This is a genomic window from Streptomyces sp. NBC_01478 (assembly GCF_036227225.1).
Lineage (GTDB): Bacteria > Actinomycetota > Actinomycetes > Streptomycetales > Streptomycetaceae > Streptomyces.
In genome coordinates, this window is sequence record NZ_CP109444.1 from 4785412 (window position 1) to 4805511 (window position 20100).

The 20100-nt window shown below is 71.0% G+C and carries 14 protein-coding genes; 8 read left to right on the forward strand and 6 right to left on the reverse strand.

The features are described 5' to 3' along the window. From OG223_RS21445 to OG223_RS21455, 3 genes are all read right to left on the reverse strand, one after another. Complete coding sequence (locus OG223_RS21445) at positions 1-1488, reverse strand: DUF5719 family protein (protein WP_329250948.1); 1488 nt, start codon at positions 1486-1488, stop codon at positions 1-3. Then, positions 1485-5219, reverse strand: coding sequence for a glycosyltransferase (locus OG223_RS21450; RefSeq protein ID WP_329250951.1), 3735 nt, complete (start codon positions 5217-5219; stop codon positions 1485-1487). Before OG223_RS21450 ends, OG223_RS21445 begins: the two co-directional genes overlap by 4 nt. A 276-nt stretch (positions 5220-5495) precedes the next feature. Further along, complete coding sequence (locus tag OG223_RS21455; protein ID WP_003975777.1) at positions 5496-5759, reverse strand: WhiB family transcriptional regulator; 264 nt, start codon at positions 5757-5759, stop codon at positions 5496-5498. A gap of 606 nt (positions 5760-6365) precedes the next feature. Between OG223_RS21455 and OG223_RS21460 the strand changes: the two genes are divergently transcribed. The 4 genes from OG223_RS21460 (at position 6366) to OG223_RS21475 (ending at position 10422) form a co-directional block, all read left to right on the forward strand. Then, positions 6366-6875, forward strand: coding sequence for a cysteine dioxygenase (locus OG223_RS21460; protein WP_329250954.1), 510 nt, complete (start codon positions 6366-6368; stop codon positions 6873-6875). Between the two features lie 111 nt (positions 6876-6986). Next, positions 6987-7946, forward strand: a complete 960-nt coding sequence (cofD, locus tag OG223_RS21465; protein ID WP_329250957.1) for a 2-phospho-L-lactate transferase — start codon at positions 6987-6989, stop codon at positions 7944-7946. After that, positions 7943-9259, forward strand: a complete 1317-nt coding sequence (locus OG223_RS21470) for a coenzyme F420-0:L-glutamate ligase (RefSeq protein ID WP_329250960.1) — start codon at positions 7943-7945, stop codon at positions 9257-9259. The genes cofD and OG223_RS21470 overlap by 4 nt, the downstream gene beginning before the upstream one ends. A gap of 161 nt (positions 9260-9420) precedes the next feature. Beyond that, on the forward strand, positions 9421-10422 hold the full coding sequence (locus OG223_RS21475) for a DNA-3-methyladenine glycosylase family protein (RefSeq protein ID WP_329250963.1): 1002 nt from the start codon (positions 9421-9423) through the stop codon (positions 10420-10422). Positions 10423-10581: 159 nt separating this feature from the next. Here OG223_RS21475 and OG223_RS21480 read toward each other — a convergent pair whose 3' ends face one another. Together OG223_RS21480 and OG223_RS21485 are read right to left on the reverse strand one after the other, a co-directional pair. Next, complete coding sequence (locus OG223_RS21480) at positions 10582-11664, reverse strand: NDP-sugar synthase (protein WP_329250965.1); 1083 nt, start codon at positions 11662-11664, stop codon at positions 10582-10584. A gap of 91 nt (positions 11665-11755) precedes the next feature. Then, positions 11756-13066, reverse strand: coding sequence for a peptidoglycan recognition protein family protein (locus tag OG223_RS21485; RefSeq protein ID WP_329250967.1), 1311 nt, complete (start codon positions 13064-13066; stop codon positions 11756-11758). 138 nt (positions 13067-13204) lie between these two features. Here OG223_RS21485 and OG223_RS21490 point away from each other — a divergent pair, with 138 nt between their 5' ends. The 4 genes from OG223_RS21490 to OG223_RS21505 all read left to right on the forward strand — a co-directional run bounded on the left by OG223_RS21490 (position 13205) and on the right by OG223_RS21505 (position 18985). Continuing rightward, the gene (locus OG223_RS21490; RefSeq protein WP_329250969.1) at positions 13205-13942 is read left to right on the forward strand and encodes a TIGR03089 family protein; all 738 of its coding nucleotides are present in this window, start codon (positions 13205-13207) and stop codon (positions 13940-13942) included. A 229-nt stretch (positions 13943-14171) separates the two neighbouring features. After that, on the forward strand, positions 14172-15359 hold the full coding sequence (locus OG223_RS21495; RefSeq protein WP_329250972.1) for an LCP family protein: 1188 nt from the start codon (positions 14172-14174) through the stop codon (positions 15357-15359). Positions 15360-15573: 214 nt separating this feature from the next. Next, positions 15574-17301 carry an LCP family protein gene (locus OG223_RS21500; protein ID WP_329250975.1) on the forward strand — a complete coding sequence of 576 codons (1728 nt, stop codon included), beginning with the start codon at positions 15574-15576 and terminating at the stop codon, positions 17299-17301. A gap of 130 nt (positions 17302-17431) precedes the next feature. Then, complete coding sequence (locus OG223_RS21505; protein WP_329265409.1) at positions 17432-18985, forward strand: LCP family protein; 1554 nt, start codon at positions 17432-17434, stop codon at positions 18983-18985. Between the two features lie 25 nt (positions 18986-19010). Here the strand turns inward: OG223_RS21505 and OG223_RS21510 are convergent, their stop codons facing one another. After that, the gene (locus OG223_RS21510) at positions 19011-20060 is read right to left on the reverse strand and encodes a glycosyltransferase family 2 protein (protein ID WP_329250978.1); all 1050 of its coding nucleotides are present in this window, start codon (positions 20058-20060) and stop codon (positions 19011-19013) included. Positions 20061-20100: the final 40 nt, after the last annotated feature.

The following is a 20100-nucleotide window of genomic DNA, read 5'->3' on the forward strand; positions in this document are numbered from 1 at the left end:
CTACTTCTGGAGGACCGACAGGTCCTCGTCCGTCTCGGGCACCGACACCGTTCCCCGGTCGTCGGGCAGCGTCTGGATCGTGAAGCCCGGTACGCCCTCCTCGGTCGCCGACAGGGTGCGGGCCGCGTACACCGGGCCGCCCGACTGCGGTTCGACCGTCAGCGCGTAGGTGCCCTTCAGGCCGCCGGGGACCGGGAGTTCGACGTCCTCGGTGGTGCCGGCCTTGATCGTGTACGTCTTTGAGACGGGCGTACCGCCGCCGCTGCCCGCGGACGCGGTGACCTTGACCGTCGCGGTGCGGGTGGGCGCGACCAGGGACAGGGTGGAGCCCTTGGCGCTGTTGTCGGCGGACGTCGCGCGCGTGCCCACCGCGCTCGTCGCCGGGATGAACGCCGTCTCCTGCTTGCTGCCCTTGCCCCGTACGACCTTCAGCGCGGCGACGATCGGCACGGACTGGTCGGTCGGCGTCAGGACCAGGGAGCCCGGGTCGCCGCGCGTGACGTCGCCCAGGTCGACGCCGACCGTCATGCCCGCCTTGACGTGCACGGTCTCGTGCCCGGCCGGCGTGATCGACCCGGTGGGCGAGGAGAGCCGCACCTTCAGGTCGGCGTCCGAGTCGCCCGGCGTGAAGGCGATCAGCCGCACGGAGGTGGCGTCCTTCGGGATGCCCGGCATGACCAGGCTGCCCGCCGGGTCCGTGGACGCGGCCAGCCAGTCGCCGCCGAGCTTGGCGTCGAGGGCCTGCACGGACGCGCCGACCCGGCCGCTGCGCACGGTCACGTGCACGGTCAGGTCGGTCTCCTGGTCGTCGGTGAGCGTGGACAGCAGGATCGGCTCGCTGGCGTGCGGCTCGACCGTGATGCCCTCCCCCACCGTCGACTTGAGGTCGCCGTCCTTGCCGTAGAGCTCGATGTCGACGACGGCGGCGGAGTCGTCCGGGTTGGTGAGGTGCACGTAGTCGGTGCGGCCGGCGGCGGTGCTGGCGCCCGGGAACCAGAACTCGGTGTCCGGGGCGGTGCAGTTGACGCCCTGGAGGCCGCGTCCGTTGCCCGCGGCGACCTCGGTGGTCTCCTGGACGGTCCAGCCGGGCGCGTACTTGCCCTCGGCGGTGCCGAGCAGCGCGGGCGAGTCTGCGCCGGAACTGTCGCCGGTGGCCGGGGTGCCGGGGTTCTTGGGTTCCAGGACCGGCTTGGCGGGCTTCTTCTTGCCGGCCGTGCCGTCGCCCGACTCCTCGGTGACGGACTGGAGTTCGGCCTTGCCGCTGTCGTCCGTGCCGGGCGTGACGGGCGTGAAGGACGTGTACGACGTGTCGGCGAGGTCGGAGGTGCTGGGCGCCGGGCAGAGCAGGCTGGTGCGCTCCACGGGCAGTTGGGCGGCCGCCTTGGCGGTGCCGGCGCCGGACGTGGCCGGTGCCTTCATCTCGGCGAACCCGGTGACGGCGCCGAGCGCGACCACACCGGCGAGGAAGGACAGGGTGGTGCGGTTCACTGCTGGCTCCCGTCGGGGCGCTCATTGCCGTTCGGTTGCTGCTGCTGGGCCGGGTCGTACGTCGGGTCGTAGGCGGGGTCGTAGTTCGGGTCGTAGCCCTGGTTCTGCCCCTGGCTCTGTCCCTGGCTCTGGTCGTAGCCCTGGTCGTACGTCGGGTCGTAGGCCGGTGCCGGGTTCTGGCCGCCGTAGGCGTACGGGTCGTACTGGCCGCCCTGGTAGGGGTCCGCCTGGTACGACTGGTCGTAAGTACCGGGCGGGTACTGCTCGTTGGCCTGGTACTGCTCGCCGCCGTAGGTGCCGTACTCGGCGCCCGCGTAGCTCGCGGTGTCCCACTCGCCGTAGGACTGCTGCTGCGGGATCGCGGCTACGGCCTCCTCCTCCGGAGGAGGTGTGGTGTTCGTCGCGAAGGCGTCGAACTGGCCGGTGTCCGCCGGGTCGTCCGTCTCGTCGGTGGACTCGGCCTCCGCCTGGGCGCGCAGGCGGCGGGCCCGGCGGCCCTCGCCCGCGACCGCCTGGGCGGGGATCAGCTCCTCCTCGGGGAGGTCGTCGTCGACGTCACGGCGGCGGCCCGGGAGGGCGAGCACGACGAGGACGAGGGCGAGGGCGCCCTGGGTCCACAGCCACGCGGTGTGCCCGATCGGGTCGTCGTAGGTGACGTCCAACTTGCCGCCGGAGGAAGGCAGTTCGAAGCCCTGGGCCCAGCCGTCGACCGTGGTGCGGGTGAGCGGCTTGCCGTCCAGGGTGGCCGTCCAGCCCGCGGCGGCCGAGTCGGCCAGGCGCAGCACGCGGCCGGTGGCGCCGGACGGGATCGTGGTGTGGATGTCGACGGGTCCGGCGGCGACCGGCGTCGGGGCGGCGGTGCCGGCGACGACGGCCGCGCGGGAGACCTGCGCGTCGACCCGCCACAGGGCGCTGCCGTCGGCCTGGCTGAGGCGGCTGAGGCCGGGGGTGGCGTCCAGGATGCGGCTGACCTCGCGGGGGGCGCCCTTGTGGACGAGGACGTAGCGCACGGCGAAGCCGCCGAGTTCGTCGGCCTGGTCGGCGCCTGAACCGGCGACGAGGTTGGCGACGACCTTGTCGAGCTTGGTGTTCTCGCCGTCCGCGGCCGCGAATTCGCCGTCTCCCATGCGGGCGCCGGAGCCGCGCACCAGCATGTAGCCGACGTGGGCGGTGGAGTCGCTGTCGAGGACGAGGGTGCGGGCCTGGTCCTGGGTGCCGCTCTCCTCGGCGACGAACGCGGGCACCTGGGTCGGGTCGTGGCGCTCCAGGGGGCCGTCGGCGCCGCGGATCATCCAGCCGGCGGCGACGAGCAGCGGGCCCGCGGCCGAGGCGAAGGCGATCAGCACGGCCACCGGCTGGCGCCAGCCGAAGCTCTGCTCGGCCACACGCGCGCGTGCCCCGTCGGCGCCGAGCGCGGCGGCGGCGAGGAGGGCGAGGCCGTAGACGAGGGTCGCGGGGCCCGCCCAGGTGGAGCTGTTGGACAGGGCGGCGAAGACGAGGCCCACCAGGGCGACGCCCCAGGCCGTCCAGATGCCGAACTGACGCTCGCCGCGCAGCAGGCCGGCGAGCGCGGCCAGCACGATGCCGATGAGCATCAGGCCGCTGACCGTGCCGGGGCCGCCCGGGCTGGCGCCGAGGAGGTCGAGGGGGGTCGCGGCCCCGGAGCCGTACTCCAGGCCGGCCTGCTGGAAGAAGCCGAACGGGAGCAGGGTCAGCGACCAGGGCGCCAGGATCAGCAGCGGAGTGCCGTACTGGGCCAGGAAGCGCGGTCCGTAGGCGACGAGGTCGCCGCGGCGCACGGCCAGCAGCGCGATGCCCAGGAGCAGCGTGATGGGCCAGATGATCGGCGTGAAGGCCGTGGCGATCGTCAGCAGCAGGGCGTACGCCCAGGTGGCGCGCCAACTGCCGCGGGCGCCCGAGGAGTGCGTCAGGCCGCTGGCGGCGATGCCCGCGCGGGCCATCAGCGGGAGCAGTACGGCGAGTACGGCGGTGCCGATGCGGCCGCCCGCGAGGGCGCCGGTGGCGGCGGGCAGGAAGGCGTAGACGACGGCCGCCCACGCACGCAGCAGGCGGGACTCGACGAGGGGGCGGGACGCGAAGTAGGCGGTGAAACCGGCCAGCGGGACCGAGGCGACCAGCAGGACCGTGACCGCGAGGCCGGTCGAGCCGAAGAGCAGCGAGGAGAGCATCGCGACGAGCGCGAGGTACGGCGGCGCCGAGGGGGTGCCGCCGACGCCCACCGGGTGCCAGGAGTCCAGGAAGCGGGACCACAGCTCGCCGGAGTCGCCCGGGGCGGGCAGCAGTGCGCCGCCCGTGAGCGCGCCGCTGCCGAGCAGCCCGCGGCAGGCGACGAGCGAGACGAGCAGCAGCACCAGGAACAGCACCGGGCCCGGCTTGCGGGCGATGCGCTTCACGCGCGCGAACTGCTCGATCTCCAGGAAGTCCGCGTCGTCGCCGCCGGGTCCGGACTCGACCGCGCCGCCGTGCCGGCCGGCTCCGGAGGTGATCTCGGGGTCGGAGGTGTCGACGAAGCTGGCCGCCGCCTGTTCGAAGGTGGCCCGTACGGTCGCGCCGGGCGGCGGGAACAGGGGCCGCAGCTCGGCCTTGTCGATCTGCGCGCCGCCGCGCCTGCGCCGTCCGGCGAGGATCCGCTCGGGGCGCAACAGGGTCCCCAGGAGGCCGCGGATCTCGTCCAGGGCCTGTCCGGGGACCTTGCCGACGAGGTTGGCGACGGTCCGCAGCAGGGTGCCGACGACGACCCTGAAGAGGACCCAGGGCAGCACGGCCGTACGGCTGTTGACGAGCAGGGTGTAGACGGCGCCGGCCTTGTCGACCTTGTGCGGGGAGGCGACGGTGCGGCCCGCGCAGTCGACGGCGCGGCGCTCGCGCGAGGCCGCCTCGGCGTGCCGTACGACCGCCTCGGGGGCGACCAGGACGCGGTGGCCGGCGGCGGTGGCGCGCCAGCACAGGTCGACGTCGTCCCGCATCAGGGGCAGCCGGCGGTCGAAGCCGCCGAGTTCGTCGAAGATGTCGCGCCGGATCAGCATGCCGGCGGTGGACACGGACAGCACGGGCCGTACGTGGTCGTGCTGGCCCTGGTCCTGTTCGCGGCGGTCGAGGCCGGTCCAGCGGCGGCCGGAGTGGGCGATGGTGACGCCGACCTCCAGCAACTGCCGCCGGTCGTACCAGCCGCGCAGCTTGGGGCCTACGACGGCCACGTCCTCGCGGCCCAGTTCGTACTCCTGGTCCACGACCCGCAGCAGTTGCGCCAGGGCGTCCGGTTCCGGGGCGGAGTCGTCGTGCAGCAGCCACAGCCACTGGACGGGCTCGCCGTGCGGAAGTTCCGGCATGTCGTAGGCGTCGTCGCGCCACGTGCGCGTGACGGGGTCCCAGCCGCTGGGGCGCTTCAGGTACGGCAGCTCGTCCGGGGTCAGCAGGGGTGCGGTGCGGTTGGCCTCCTCGACGGCCTGGCCGAAGCCGGTGCGCCGGGCGAGGTGGAGCACGCGGTCGGCGCCGAGGGCGTCGGTGACGAGCTGGGCGGAGTCGTCCGCGCTGCCGGTGTCGGCGGCCATGACGCTCTGCACAGGGCGCTCCTGGCCGAGCAGCCCGGCGAGCGCGTCGGGCAGCCAGCGGGCGCCGTCGTGGGAGACGAGCACCGCGGTCACCACGTGACGCGGGAACTCAGGAGTGGCAGCGTCGTGTTGGGCTGCCGTGTGGCTGTGCACGGACATCGAGGTACGGGCCCCGGTTCGGTGGACTGCGGTGGACGCGCGCGTCCCGAGGGGACAGCGGTACGTCTCGGACGAGCGCCCACACTATCGGCAGAACCAGAAGGGGCGGCGCGGAGCGCCTCGATGAGGGGTGGTGGTCGGGCGACGGGCGGGCGGCGACGGCCCGCCGCCTGTGGATAACCCTGCTGCGACGGGCCGTTCAGTACGTTCCGAGACTGATCCCGAGGTGGATCCCAGGAGATGTCCCCAGGCGGGTCCCCGGGTGTGCCGTCCGGTTCAGACGGCGGCCTTCTTGAGGCGGCGGCGTTCCCGCTCGGAGAGGCCGCCCCAGATGCCGAAGCGTTCGTCGTTGGCGAGGGCGTATTCGAGGCATTCGGAGCGGACCTCACAGGCGAGGCAGACCTTCTTGGCCTCGCGGGTGGAGCCGCCCTTCTCGGGGAAGAAGGACTCGGGGTCGGTCTGGGCGCACAGCGCGCGCTCCTGCCAGCCGAGTTCCTCGTCCGCGTCGTCGACCAGCAGTTGCTGCACCAGCTCGGTCATGTGCGCCCCTCGTCTGTCTTTCGCGTCCCCGTGATGTGGCCGTTACCGATGTCGGCTGAACGACACGAGTGAAATTACAAGTGTGCTGCTCCGGGCGAGTCAAGCCGAGATCTGCTATTGGGCCCCTTATTCACTCTGCGGAACCAAGGGCTAGCGGAAAGTGTTCAAATCGGCATAAACCTTGACAAGCAGAGGAGACCCATCGAGGGCCTCCTACCCCGGGACGGTGCCTGTACGGGGGAGGACGCCCAGGAGTTCGATCTCGTTCCACTGGGGTTTGTGCGCCCGGTTGTGCGCCATGTGTCCCGGTAGGCACCTGAACAAACCTTTCACCTCGGAGATGAACCGGATGAGGTGAAACATGTCCCACATACCGGGCGTCGAGTTGACAGTGCGGGTGTGAACCGCTGTCCTTGTGGGCATGCTCGCGAACTCGGCACTCACCTCGACCCGCACCGCCGGGTCCCTCGGTGCTGCCCACGCTCGCTGTAGCTGTTGTTGCTGTTCCGGCTGTTGAGCCCCACGCGCTCCGGCCCGCCTGCACATCTGTTTGGTGACACCCAGCCCCCGCCGTTACTTCTTACGCCGAGGAACCACCGCACCCTCATGAACAGCGACAACGACCTCCAGATCGCCGGCGACATCCTCGAAGTCCCGCACCTGCTCCAGCCCCCGCGCGAACACCCGGCCACCGTCGCCGAGTTCGTCGGCCTGGCGCGCTCCGTCGCGGCCGACCGCGCCCAGTGGGAGCACCTCGTCGAGTACGACGCGACGACCCGCTGGTACCACCGGCTGCGCACCGGCCCCGGCTACGAGGTGTGGCTGCTGTCCTGGGTGCCCGGACAGGGCAGCGGGCTGCACGACCACGGCCGCTCCTCCGGTGTGCTGACCGTCCTGGACGGCACGCTGACCGAGCGCACCGAGCGGGGCACGCGCGCGTTGGGGGCGGGTGCGCAGCGGGTGTTCGCGCCGGGGTACGTCCACGAGGTCGTCAACGACACCCTCGAACCGGCCATAAGCCTGCACGTCTACTTCCCCGGCCTGACCGAGATGCCGATGCACACGGCGTGCGCGCGGCGCACCGGGTCGGAACCGGTCGATGTCGTGACTGCCTGATCGGAACCGGTCGACGCGGAAGGCCGTCCAGCCCTCGGTGCGGTGGCCGTCCGGGCCTCGATGCGACGACTGCCTGCCGCGTTGTCACACCCGCCTGCAAGACTTGTCCCCATGCGCATTGTGGTTCTGGCAGGCGGTATCGGTGGTGCCCGGTTCCTGCGCGGTCTCAAGCAGGCCGTGCCGGACGCGGACATCACGGTGATCGGCAACACGGGGGACGACATCCACCTCTTCGGGCTGAAGGTCTGCCCGGACCTCGACACGGTGATGTACACGCTCGGCGGCGGCATCAACGAGGAGCAGGGCTGGGGCCGTGCCGACGAGACCTTCCATCTCAAGGAGGAGCTCGGGGCGTACGGCGTCGGACCGGAGTGGTTCGGGCTCGGCGACCGGGACTTCGCCACGCACATCGTGCGGACGCAGATGATCGGCGCCGGCTTCCCGCTGAGCGCGGTCACCGAGGCGCTGTGCGACCGCTGGCAGCCGGGAGTACGGCTCATCCCCATGACGGACGACCGCGTCGAGACGCATGTCGCCGTCGAGGTGGACGGCGAGCGCAAGGTGATCCACTTCCAGGAGTACTGGGTACGGCTGCGCGCGTCGGTCGCCGCCGAGGCGGTCGTGCCGGTCGGGGCCGAGCAGGCCAAGCCCGCGCCCGGGGTCCTGGAGGCCATCGCCGAGGCGGACGTCATCCTCTTCCCGCCGTCCAACCCGGTCGTCTCCGTCGGCACCATCCTCGCCGTGCCCGGCATCCGGGAGGCGATCGCCGAGGCCGGAGTGCCCGTGGTCGGCCTCTCCCCCATCGTCGGGGACGCGCCCGTGCGCGGGATGGCCGACAAGGTGCTCGCGGCGGTGGGCGTGGAGTCCACGGCCACGGCGGTGGCCGAGCACTACGGCTCGGGACTCCTCGACGGCTGGCTCGTCGACACCGTGGACGCGGCCGCCGTGGCCGATGTCGAGGCGGCCGGCATCCGCTGCCGGGCCGTACCGCTGATGATGACCGACACCGAGGCGACCGCGCGGATGGCGCGGGAGGCGCTGGCGTTGGCGGAGGAGGTGCGGGCGGCGTGAGCGAGGTGCCACCTGTGGAGGGTTACCGGGTCTGGGCCGTGCCCGGGATGCCGGAGGTCGCGGCCGGGGACGACCTCGCCAAGCTGATCGCGGCGGCCGAGCCCGGGCTCGTCGACGGGGACGTGCTCCTCGTCACCTCGAAGATCGTGTCCAAGGCGGAGGGACGCGTCGTCGAGGCGACCGACCGGGAGGCCGCGATCGACGCCGAGACCGTACGGGTCGTGGCGCGGCGCGGCGCCCTGCGGATCGTGGAGAACCGGCAGGGGCTGATCATGGCCGCCGCCGGGGTCGACGCCTCCAACACCCCTGCCGGGACAGTGCTGTTGCTGCCCGAGGACCCGGACGCGTCCGCGCGCGTGATCCGCGACGGGCTGCGGGACGCGCTCGGCGTCCACGTCGGCGTCGTCGTCACCGACACCTTCGGGCGGCCCTGGCGCACGGGGCTCACGGACGTCGCGATCGGCGCCGCGGGCGTACACGTACTGGACGATCTGCGCGGGGGCACGGACGCGTACGGCAATCCGCTCAGCGCGACGGTCGTGGCGACGGCGGACGAGCTGGCCGCCGCCGGTGATCTGGTGAAGGGCAAGGCCGCGGGGTTGCCGGTCGCGGTGGTGCGGGGGCTGCCGCACGTCGTGACCTCCGAGGACGACGGGACGGGGGCGCGGGCCATGGTGCGGGGCGGGCGCGACGACATGTTCCGGCTGGGGACGTCGGAGGCGGTACGGGAGGCGGTGACCCAGCGTCGTACGGTGCGGGCCTTCACGGACGAGCCGGTGGACCCCGGTGCCGTACGGCGGGCCGTGGCCGCTGCGGTGACCGCGCCGGCGCCGCATCACACGACGCCGTGGCGGTTCGTGCTCCTGGAGTCGGCCGAGTCGCGGGGGGCGTTGCTGGATGCGATGCGCGACGCGTGGATCTCCGATCTGCGGCGGGACGGGAAGTCGGAGGAGTCCATCGCGAAGCGGGTGCGGCGCGGGGACGTGTTGCGCGGGGCGCCGTATCTCGTGGTGCCGTGTCTCGTCATGGACGGGGCGCACACGTATGGGGACGCTCGGCGGGACGGGGCGGAGCGGGAGATGTTCGTGGTGGCCGCGGGGGCGGGTGTGCAGAACTTTCTGGTGGCGCTTGCCGGGGAGCGGTTGGGGTCGGCGTGGGTGTCTTCGACGATGTTCTGCCGGGATGTCGTGCGGGGGGTGTTGGGGTTGCCGGAGGGGTGGGATCCGATGGGGGCGGTGGCTGTGGGTCATGCGGCGGCGTCGCCTGCCGCTCGGGCTGAGCGGGATGCGGGGGCGTTTATCGAGGTGCGGTGAAGCGCCGTTGGGGCTCGTCTCGTTCGCGGGTACGGGTCGTCTGTGGCTGAGCGCGCCCACGCGGCGGAGCCGCAAATTGACACAGCCCCGCGCCCCTGAAGGGCGATACCACCTAGGCTCGTAGGACTCTCAGGCCTCTCACCTCACCCCTGGATCTCACTGTGGCCGGACGTTTTGCTCCTCGGCCCACTCGTACGACCGTGCGGGGTGGGCATGTCGCCGTACCCGGCGGTGTGCCTCGGCAGGTCGGCGAAGGGGGGCGGGTGCGGACCTGGGTGCCGGACGGGGTGCTTGATCTCGGGCTGGTGCTTGGGCCGTTGCGGCGGGGGCCCGGGGATCCCACGTTTCGGGCGACTGCGGATGGGTCTGTGTGGCGGGCCAGTCTTACGCCTGTGGGGCCGGGGACCTTGCGGGTGTCCGCTCACGGGAGTGAGGTGCGCGGGGAGGCCTGGGGGCCGGGCGGGGACTGGCTGTTGGAGCGGTTGCCCGAGATGCTCGGGGCCGCCGACGACCCGGACGCGTTCGTGCCTCGGCATCGGCTTGTCGCTGTCGCTCAGCATCGGCGGCCGGGGTTGCGGCTCACGCGGACCGGGCTGGTGCTGGAGTCGTTGATTCCCTCGGTGCTGGAGCAGAAGGTGACGACCGACGAGGCGTATCGGGCCTGGCGGTTGTTGGTGCGGAAGTTCGGGGTGCCCGCGCCCGGGCCTGTGGGCGGGCGGATGTGGGTGATGCCGGCGCCTCGGGCTTGGGCGCTGATTCCCTCGTGGGAGTGGCACCGGGCCGGGGTCGACGACAAGCGGGCCTCGACGATTCTGCGTGCCGTACGGGTCGCTGCGCGGCTGGAGCAGGCTGTGTCCATGTCGGCGGAGGATGCGCGGGCTCGGTTGGAGGTCGTGCCGGGGGTGGGGGTGTGGACGTCCGCGGAGACCGTGCAGCGGAGTCATGGGGCGGCGGACGCGGTGACCGTGGGGGATCTGCATCTGCCGGGGATCGTGGGGTTCGCGCTGGCCGGGGACCGGGATGCGGACGACTCGGTGATGTTGTCGTTGCTGGAGCCGTATGCGGGGCAGCGGCATCGGGCGGCTCGGTTGATTCTGCTGAGCGGGAGGACGCCGGCGCGGCGGGCGCCGAAGATGCCTCGCGGGGACATCGGGAAGTTGTGAGCCGGTGGGGGCGGGCGTCCCTGGGGGCTCCGCCCCCAGACCCCCGAACCTATGCCCGCCCACCACCCGTCTCGGTAGGCCTAGAAGTGACCCACCAACCCGACTCGGCCGGTCGAGAAGTCACCCACCCGGGCACCCCCTTTCCCAGGCACGCCCCCTCTACTGATCCGACGAGAACCGCACCGCCCCCGCCGGAATCCGCGCATCGCACCACACCCGCATGCCGTCCCGGAGTTCGTTGTCGGCGCCGATGATCGCGCCGTCGCCGATGACCGTGCCGGTGAGGACGGAGCGTTCGCCCACTCGGGCTCGGGTGCCGATGAGGGAGTCGGTGATGACGGCGCCCGGTTCGATGATCGCGCCGGGGAGGATCGTCGAGCCGAAGACCCGCGCCCCCTCCGCGACGAACGCGCCCTCGCCCACCACCGTGCCGCCCGTCAGTTTGGCGTCGGGGGCGACCCGGGCCGTGGGGAGGACCAGGCGGTCGCCGCAGCGGCCGGGGATCGCGGGGGACGGGGCGCGGCCCAGGACGAGGTCCGCCGAGCCGCGGACGAAGGCGGCGGGGGTGCCGAGGTCCAGCCAGTACGTCGAGTCCACCAGGCCCTGGAGGTGGGCGCCCGCGGCCAGGAGGCCGGGGAAGGTTTCCCGTTCCACCGAGACCGGGCGGCCCGCCGGGATCGTGTCGATGACCGAGCGGCGGAAGACGTACGCGCCCGCGTTGATCTGGTCGGTGACGATCTCCTCGGGGGTCTGGGGCTTCTCCAGGAAGGCCAGGACGCGGCCCGTCCCGTCCGTGGGGACCAGGCCGTAGGCGCGGGGGTCCGTGACCTTCGTGAGGTGGAGGGAGACGTCCGCGCCCGTCGTCTCGTGGGTGTCCACCAACGCCCTGATGTTCAGGCCCGTGAGGATGTCGCCGTTGAAGATGAGGACCGGGTCGTCGGGGCCGGAGTGGAGGCGTGCGGCCACGTTGCGGATCGCGCCGCCCGTGCCGAGGGGCTCGTCCTCCGTGACGTACTCGATGTGGAGGCCGAGGGAGGAACCGTCGCCGAAGTGCGGTTCGAACACCTCCGCCAGATAGGAAGTGGCCAGGACGATGTGGTCCACGCCCGCCGCTCTCGCTCTCGCCAGTTGATGCGTGAGGAACGGCACCCCCGCCGCCCTGACCATCGGCTTCGGGGTGTGCACCGTGAGCGGGCGGAGCCGGGTGCCCTTGCCGCCGACCAGGAGGATCGCTTCTGTCACCTGTCGTCTCTGCTTCCTGCCGGGACCGGCCGAGGTGTCGACTCGGCCGGCCAGTGTGTGCAGACCGCGGCCCCCCTGTCGACCCGGTCCCTCAGCGGCCCTGGAAACGGGCCGACGTGGAGCGGGCCGAGCCGAGCTTGCCGTAGAGCTGCCGTCCTGGGCATTCCGTGGCGAACCCGTCCCGATGGCCGGAGATCACGTTGAGTCGTACGTTCTTTCCCTTTCGGTAGAGATTGCCACCACCGGACTTCAGGTATGTCTTGCCGCGCGGATTGACCCCGTAGAGCCCGAGCTTCCACGCGGTGAGCCTGGCGATGGCGGTCACCGCCGCCGCGGACGGTTTGGCGCTGCCGAAGGTTCCGAGGACCGCGATCCCCATGCTGTTGGTGTTGAAACCGAGGGTGTGGGCGCCCATGACCGCCTTCGTCACTCCCCCGGCGCGGCCCTCGTAGATGGTTCCGCACTTGTCGACGAGGAAGTTGTAGCCGATGTCACGCCAGCCACTGCTCTCGACGTGGTAGCGGTAGATACCGCGAATGACTGAAGGCGCTTGCGAGCAGCGGTAGTTGTTGCCGGTGGCGGTGTGGTGCACGAAGGCCGCCTTGACCTTCTTCGTGTACACGAACCCCTTCTCCCGCAGCTTCTCGTCGGCGCCCCAGCCGTGCCGGGTGACGATGCGCGGGCGCGGTCCGATGTACGGCTGCGCCTTGCCGCGCAGGGCGACCAGCTCCCGTTCCGTGGCCTGCTTGCTCAGCGCCGGGAGCTCGGTGGCGGCGAGAGGGGTGGCGGCGCGGTTCGTGGTCGGTCGGGCGCCCGCGGGCGGGGGTTCCGCGCCGGGGTCCACCAGTTCCAGGTGCAGGCCGGTGGGGAGCGGCGACCGGTTCTGTACGGTCCTCGTCACCGCCGTGTCCGCTTTTACCCGTACGTCCACTCCGTCCGAGTCGCCCACCCACAGCGGGGCCGTGGAGCCGTGGACGTGGCCCGAGTCGCGCTCGGCGGTGCCGGGGTCGGCGCCGTGGTCCTCGTTGTGGGTGTCGACGTCCTGCCAGCCGGACCACTCGCCGGTGCCGGTGGCGCGGGTGCGGACCTGGACCTGGCCGCGCAGTTCGGTGTCGGGGTCGGACCAGGTGACGCCGACCAGGGAGAAGCGGTGGACGTCGTCCCGGGTGAGGCCCTGTTCGGGGGCCGCACCCAGGGTGCGGTCGCGGGTACGGGGGGCCAGGGGCAGCGACTCGGTGCTGCCGGGGAGGGCTGGTTCGGCGGTCGTCGACGCGGATCTCGCGCCGCTCGCCGGCTGCGCCGCCGGTGCGGGTGCGGGCGCCGCGGCCGCGGGCAGGGTGAGCGGGAGGGCCAGTGCGGCCGCGCAGGTGACGCCGATCGAGGAAGCAAGGAATCCACGCATGCCCCTGATCCTGGACATAGTCATACATATCTGTCTATCCGGGAATTGACGGACCGTCGGCTGCGGTTCGTCCGAACCGGTGGTCCGGTGGTTGGCGCGGGGGCGTGCGGTGGTGCGGGCCCGCGTACGCTTGCGCGGGTGAACGCCACCGATCGCACCCCTGCCGACCTGCTGCGTTCCGCGCTCGCCGCGGATCCCGGCCGCCCCCTGGTGACCTTCTACGACGACGCCACGGGGGAACGTGTCGAATTGTCCGTGGCCACCTTCGCCAATTGGGTGGCCAAGACCGCGAATCTGCTTCAGGGGGATCTCGGGGCGGGGCCCGGTGACCGGGTCGCGGTGTTGCTGCCGGCGCACTGGCAGACGGCGGTGTGGCTGCTGGCCTGTTCGTCCGTGGGGGTGGTCGCGGACGTGGGGGGCGACGCCGGGGCTGCCGACCTGGTCGTGAGTGGGCCCGAGTCCTTGGAAGCGGCTCGGGCCTGTGGCGGGGAGCGGGTTGCCCTTGCCTTGCGGCCGCTCGGGGGGCGGTTTCCGCAGACGCCGGCCGGGTTTGTCGACTATGCCGTTGAGGTGCCCAGCCAAGGGGATCGGTTTGTGGCGTTCTCGGCGGTTGACCCGGGGGCGGCCGCGTTGACCGTGGCCAGGGTTTCGTTCACGGGGGCGGAGGTTGTCGAGCGGGCTCTTGCGGACGGGGGTGCGGGGGCTCGGGTGTTGTCCGGGTTGTCGTACGACACGTGGGACGGGTTGAGCGCGGGGTTGTACGGGCCGCTCGCCTCCGGGGGGTCTGTGGTGTTGTGCCGGAATCTTGATCAACTGAGCGAGGCTTCTCTGGCCAAGCGGGTCGAGAGTGAGCGGGTGACTGTTTCGCGCCTCTGAGGGGGGTGGCGAAGGTTGTTCGGCGGGTGCGGGGCCGGTGGGGGCTGGTCGCGCCCACGCGGCGGAGCCGCACATCGATACAGCCCCGCGCCCCTGAAAGCGAAAAGCACCAGTCACCCGAATGGGTCAGCAACGCCCGCCTCCCCCACCCCATCCACGCCATGGTCGTAGAGCAGAAGCCGACGCAGAACCACACGCTCGCACTTCGCCATGAGGGGTGGAACCGCACGTGTTCGTCGACGACACCGCAGGAGGCGTTCTCGGGCCGGGTGCGGGGGTCTCCGCGTCCGGGGCGGGGCTCGTACGGCGGCGGCGTCGACGGTGGGTGCGGGGAGTGGGGGTCGGGGTCGCCGTGGTCGTCGTGGGGGCCGCCGGGGTCGGGTGGGCCGTCTACGCGAAGCTGGACTCGAACATCACGCCCGACAACGCCGCCGCCGCGGAGCTCGCCCGGTACGAGAAGGAGCGGCCCACCGCCCTCGTGAAGGGGGCGCAGAACATTCTGCTCATCGGGTCCGACTCGCGGTCCGGGGACGGGAACGCCGAGTACGGGCGGGACTCGGGGACCGAGCGGTCGGACACGACGATCCTGTTGCATCTGGCGGCCGACCGGCGCAGCGCCACCGCCGTGTCGTTGCCGCGGGACCTGATGGTGGACGTGCCGGGGTGTCTGCGGCCGGACGGGACGCGGAGCGAGCCGATGTTCGCGATGTTCAACTACGCGTTCCAGGTGGGGGGTTCGGGGTGCACGATCCGGACCGTGGAGAAGCTGACGAACGTGCGGATCGACCATCACATGGTCGTCGACTTTCATGGGTTCAAGGACATGGTCGACGCTGTTGATGGGGTGCAGGTTTGCCTTAAAGCTCCCATTCGCGACAAAGCCGCCAAGTTGGCGCTGCCCGCGGGGCGCGTGACGCTCGACGGGGAGCAGGCGCTGGGGTATGTGCGGGCGCGGAAGTCGCTGGGGAACGGCAGCGACACCGACCGGATGGACCGCCAGCAGGGGTTCCTGGGGGCGCTCGTCAACAAGGTGCGGAGCGACGACGTGCTGTTCAATCCGGTGAAGCTGTATCCCGTGCTGGACGCGGCCACCTCGTCGCTGACGACCGATCCGGAATTGGCGAATCTGCGCGGTTTGTACGAACTGGTGCGCGGACTGCGGAACATCCCCACCGAACATGTGCAATTCCTCACCGTTCCGCGGGAGTCGTACATCTACAACGCGAATCGCGACCAGTTGGTGGAGCCCGAGGCCGAAAAGCTGTTCGCCCGGCTCCGGGCGGACGCGACCGTGGCGGTGACGAAGGAAGTTCCACGGGATTCAGGGACAAACGGCCGCAATAAGGCACCTGTTGGTGAGGCCACGCCCGCGCCCACGTTTCGTGGGAACACGGCCGCCGAGGACACCTGCGGGTAAAGCGATCACCAAGTCGGCGAACTTTTGTTCCGAAAAATAGGACGGATTGACCGGTTGTAGGGACGTGGAATTTGTCACGGCAGTCACTTGCCGCTCAACTGGACGGATAGTGTGAGCGATCCGGTGTGCTGTGTGCTTGCGCATCGGATGAACGAGACCCGAGCGCCTGCAGGGGGAAGGCGCCGCGTGGCCCCGACGGAGGATTCGGTAAACCGTGGACGCGCAAGGCCGTGGGCGGGCGGACAACATCGACCCCGCAGACCAGTGGGTACTCAATCCGAACACTGGTGAATACGAACTGCGACTGACTCCTTCCACACCGCAGTCAGCGGTGCCGGGGCCCCGTAGAGCCACTGCGCAGAACCGCAGTGTGGCGGCGCCGGAGCGGGAGACGGTCCCGAGGAGCCCGGGGCCCGAGGTGCCGGCGCCGCGCAGACGGCGGGGTGTGCCCGAGGAACCACCGGGGCGGCGCGGCCGCCGACCGGTGAAGAAGAAGGCCAAGGGCAAGAAGATCCTGATGTGGACCGGCGGTGGTCTGGCCTTCGTGCTGGTCGCCGTCTCCGCGGCCGGATACCTCTACATCAAGCACCTCAACGACAACATCACGGCCGTCTCCGACGACGGCGCGAGCACCGGTGGCTTCAGCAAGGGCAAGGCCATCAACCTGCTGGTGATCGGCACCGACAAGCGCACGGGCGCGGGCAACGAGGGCTACGGCGACGCCGGCAGCGTCGGCCACGCGGACACGACGATCCTGCTGCACGTGTCCAAGGACCGCTCGAACGCGACCGCGCTGAGCATCCCCCGGGACCTGATCACCGACGTCCCGGACTGTCAGACGGCCCAGTCGGACGGCACGTCCAAGGTCATCCCGGGCACGACGAGCGTCCGCTTCAACACCAGCCTCGGCCAGGACGGCCGTACGGCGAGCTGCACGGTGCGGACGGTCACCGAGCTGACCGGGATCCAGCCCGACGACTTCATGGTGGCCGACTTCAACGCCGTGAAGTCGCTGACCGACGCGGTCGGCGGGGTCGAGGTCTGTCTGGCCAAGGACATCGACGACTCCGACTCGCACCTGAAGCTGTCCAAGGGCACGCACAATCTCTCGGGCGAGCAGGCGCTGGCCTTCGTGCGGACCCGGCACTCGGTCGGCTTCGGCGGTGACCTGAGCCGGATCACGCTCCAGCAGCAGTTCCTCAGCGCGCTGATGCGGAAGCTGAAGTCCAACTCCACGCTCACCAACCCCACGAAGATGCTGAAGCTGGCCGAGGCCGGCACCAAGGCGCTGACCGTCGACGACAACCTCGACTCCATCGGCAAGCTGAAGGACCTCGGTCTGGAACTGGGCAAGCTCAACCCGAAGAACCTGACCTTCACCACCGTGCCGGTCGTCGACAACCCGGCGGAGAAGACCCCGGTGACGGTCGTGCTCAACAACACGACCGCCCCGCAGGTCTTCTCGCTGATCAAGAGCGACACCTCCTTCACCGCGGTCAAGCAGCAGGCGGCGAAGGAGAAGGCCGCGGTGGCCGCGCGGCTCAAGGGCACCAAGTCCGCCGCCTCCGCGGTGCGGGTGCGGATCCTCAACGGAGGGGCCGTCGCCGGCAGCGCACAGGAAACTCTTACGTGGCTGCAGAATGATGAGGGCGTGCTCAAGTCAGAGAACGCGGGCAACGCTCCGGCGGCGCTCGCGAAGACGACCCTCGAGTACGCACCCGACCAGGCGGACCAGGCTCGACGGCTCGCCGACATCATGGGTCTTTCGGGATCCGCGATGAAGCCGGGGAAGAGTGTGCAGAACTCTCAGGGGCTGCCAGCGATGACGCTGACCCTGGGCAAGGACTTCAAGGGAGCCGGCGTCCCGCTCACTTCGACCGCGGGGTCGACGCCGGAGGGGGTCCAGAAGTCCACGGCGGACAAGGTTGAGTGCGCCAAGTAAGTGACCACACGGGTCCGTTCCGCGTCTAACGGGGCGCGGGGCGGACCCGTGCGTCAGGGCGCGGCGTGGGAGGGGTGGGGACTTGACTCAGAGCAGCGTGCGTGGGGAGGTGCCGGCGGTTGAGGACACGATGTCGCTCACGCCGGTGGACGGGAAGAGACCGTCGGACGGAGACGGGGGCAGACGCAAGGGCGGTCGGCGGCGGGCGTTGCGCTGGTCGGCGATCGTCCTCGCGGTGGTCATAACCGGGACGGCCGGCGCCGGATACCTGTACTACGAGCACCTCAACCGCAACATCAAGAAAGACCCCCTGAACATCGGGGACGAGAAGGACCGGGCGGCCGAGTCCAAGGCCAACGCGGCCGGGCAGAAGCCGTTGAACATCCTGCTGATCGGTTCGGACGCGCGGGACTCCGCGGAGAACGAGAAGCTCGGCGGCGCGAAGGACACCTTCGGCAGCGCGCCCCGCGCCGACGTCCAGATGCTGCTGCACGTCTCGGCGGACCGCTCGAACATGTCGGTCGTGAGCATGCCGCGCGACACCCTGACGGACATCCCCAAGTGCACGGACCCGGACACCGGCAAGACGTACGCGGCCGAGACGGACGTCATCACGAACGACTCGCTGGGCCGCGGCGGCCCCGGCTGCACGGTGGCGACCTGGGAGAAGCTCACCGACATCCACATCGACCACTTCATGATGGTCGACTTCGCCGGTGTGGTGTCCATGGCCGACGCGATCGGCGGGGTGCCGGTCTGCGTGGACGCCAACGTCTACTCGCACACCTCCTCCGGCAAGGGCTCCGGCCTGAAGCTGAAGAAGGGCACCACGGCCGTGAAGGGCAAGCAGGCCCTGCAGTGGCTGCGCACGCGCTACGGCTTCGAGGACGACACCGACATCGCCCGGACCAAGGCGCAGCACCAGTACATGAACTCGATGGTCCGCCAGCTGCGGGAGAACGCCACGCTGAGCAATCCGACCAAGCTGCGCAGCCTCGCCGAGACGGCCACCAAGGCGCTCACGGTCGACAACGGCCTCGGGACCGTCGCCAAGCTGTACGACCTGAGCAAGGAACTGAAGAAGGTTCCGACCGAGCGGATCACCATGACGACGATGCCGTGGGAGTACTCGGGCAGCAGCGGCCGGGTGGTGCCCAAGCCGACCGACGCGGCGAAGCTGTTCCGGCTGGTCCGTGAGGACATCGCGCTGGACGGCAAGGACAAGAAGAAGACGGCGACCCCGGTGAAGGCGTCGACCGATCCGGCCGCCGCCGACGACAAGATCGCCGTACAGGTGGAGAACGGCACCCGCACCGACACGACGAGCGCGGTACGGGGGCGGGCGACCGCGGTCGCCGGGCTCCTCGTCGGCAAGGGCTTCAAGGAGGCGGTGGCGGACTCGTCGACGACCCCGATTGCGGCCACCACGGTGGTCCGCTATCCGAGCGCGGACCTGGAGGGCGACGCCCAGCGGGTCGCCAAGGCCCTCGGCATCCCGACGAGCGCGGTGAAGAAGTCGACGAGCGTCTCCGGGGTCACCCTGGTCGTCGGCGCGGACTGGAGCACCGGCACCACGTACAAGGCCCCGGCCGACGACGACACGACCCCGACGTCGGCGGACGCCCTCAACGGCTCGGACACCACGGCCTGCATGCACGTCGACCCGAACTACGTCTGGTCGTAGTCCGGGTCGTCGTGGGCGGCGGTGCTCAGTTGTTGGACGGGCTGAGCACCGCGGGGCGCCGGGACGCGATGACGCGCTTCGCAAGGGACTTGGGGCTGGTGAGGAAGCCGTAGCCCCAGGACATGTGCATGGTGGCGAGGGCGACCGGGATCTGGAGACGGGCCTTCAGCGACAGGCCCTTGCCCGCCGGGAGTGAGCCCAGGACGATCGCCGCGAGGTAGCCGCCGGGGATCAGGAAACCCCACGGGGTCAGGGCCGCGCCGACCACGAGGCCGGCCGCGATCGCGCACACGGCGGTCGGCGGGGCGAGGTAGCGCAGGTTGATGGAGCCCTCGTGGTAGCGGGCGACGACGTGCCGCCAACGCCCGTAGTCCTTGTACTGCTTGGCCAGGGCCTTCACCGACGGACGGGGACGGTACGAGACGCGCAGTTCGGGCGAGAACCAGATGAGGCCGCCCGCTTCCCTGATCCGGAAGTTCAGCTCCCAGTCCTGGGCGCGGATGAACTCCTCGTTGTAGCCGCCCTGTTGCTCCAGCGCCTCGCGCCGGAACACCCCGAGGTAGACCGTCTCGGCGGAGCCGGCATCGCCGCCCGTGTGGAAGGCCGCGTTGCCCACGCCGATCTTCGAGGTCATCGCGGCGGCGACCGCGTCCTCCCAGGCGTTCTCGCCCTCGGCGTGCATGACGCCGCCGACGTTCTGCGCGCCGGTCTCCTCCAGGAGGCGTACGGCGGTGGAGATGTAGTTCGGCGAGAGCATGCCGTGGCCGTCGACGCGGACGACGATCGGATGGCGGGAGGCCTTGATCGCGGCGTTGAGGGCGGCGGGCGTGCGGCCGGCCGGGTTCGGGACGGTGTGGACGCGCTTGTTTTCAAGAGACGCAGTTTCGCGTACGAGTTCGGCCGCGATCTCGTCCGTGCGGTCCTTCGAGGGACCGAGGGCGAGCACGACCTCCATCTCGCCGGCGTACTCCTGCGCGAGGATCGCTTGGACGGCTCCGCGCAGATGCCGCTCCTCGTCGAGGACGGGCATGATCACAGAAACGGCGGGGAGTCGCACGTCGGGAATGGCGTTCATAGGGGGCTCACGTTACCGCGAACGGGGGACACGGACGCGC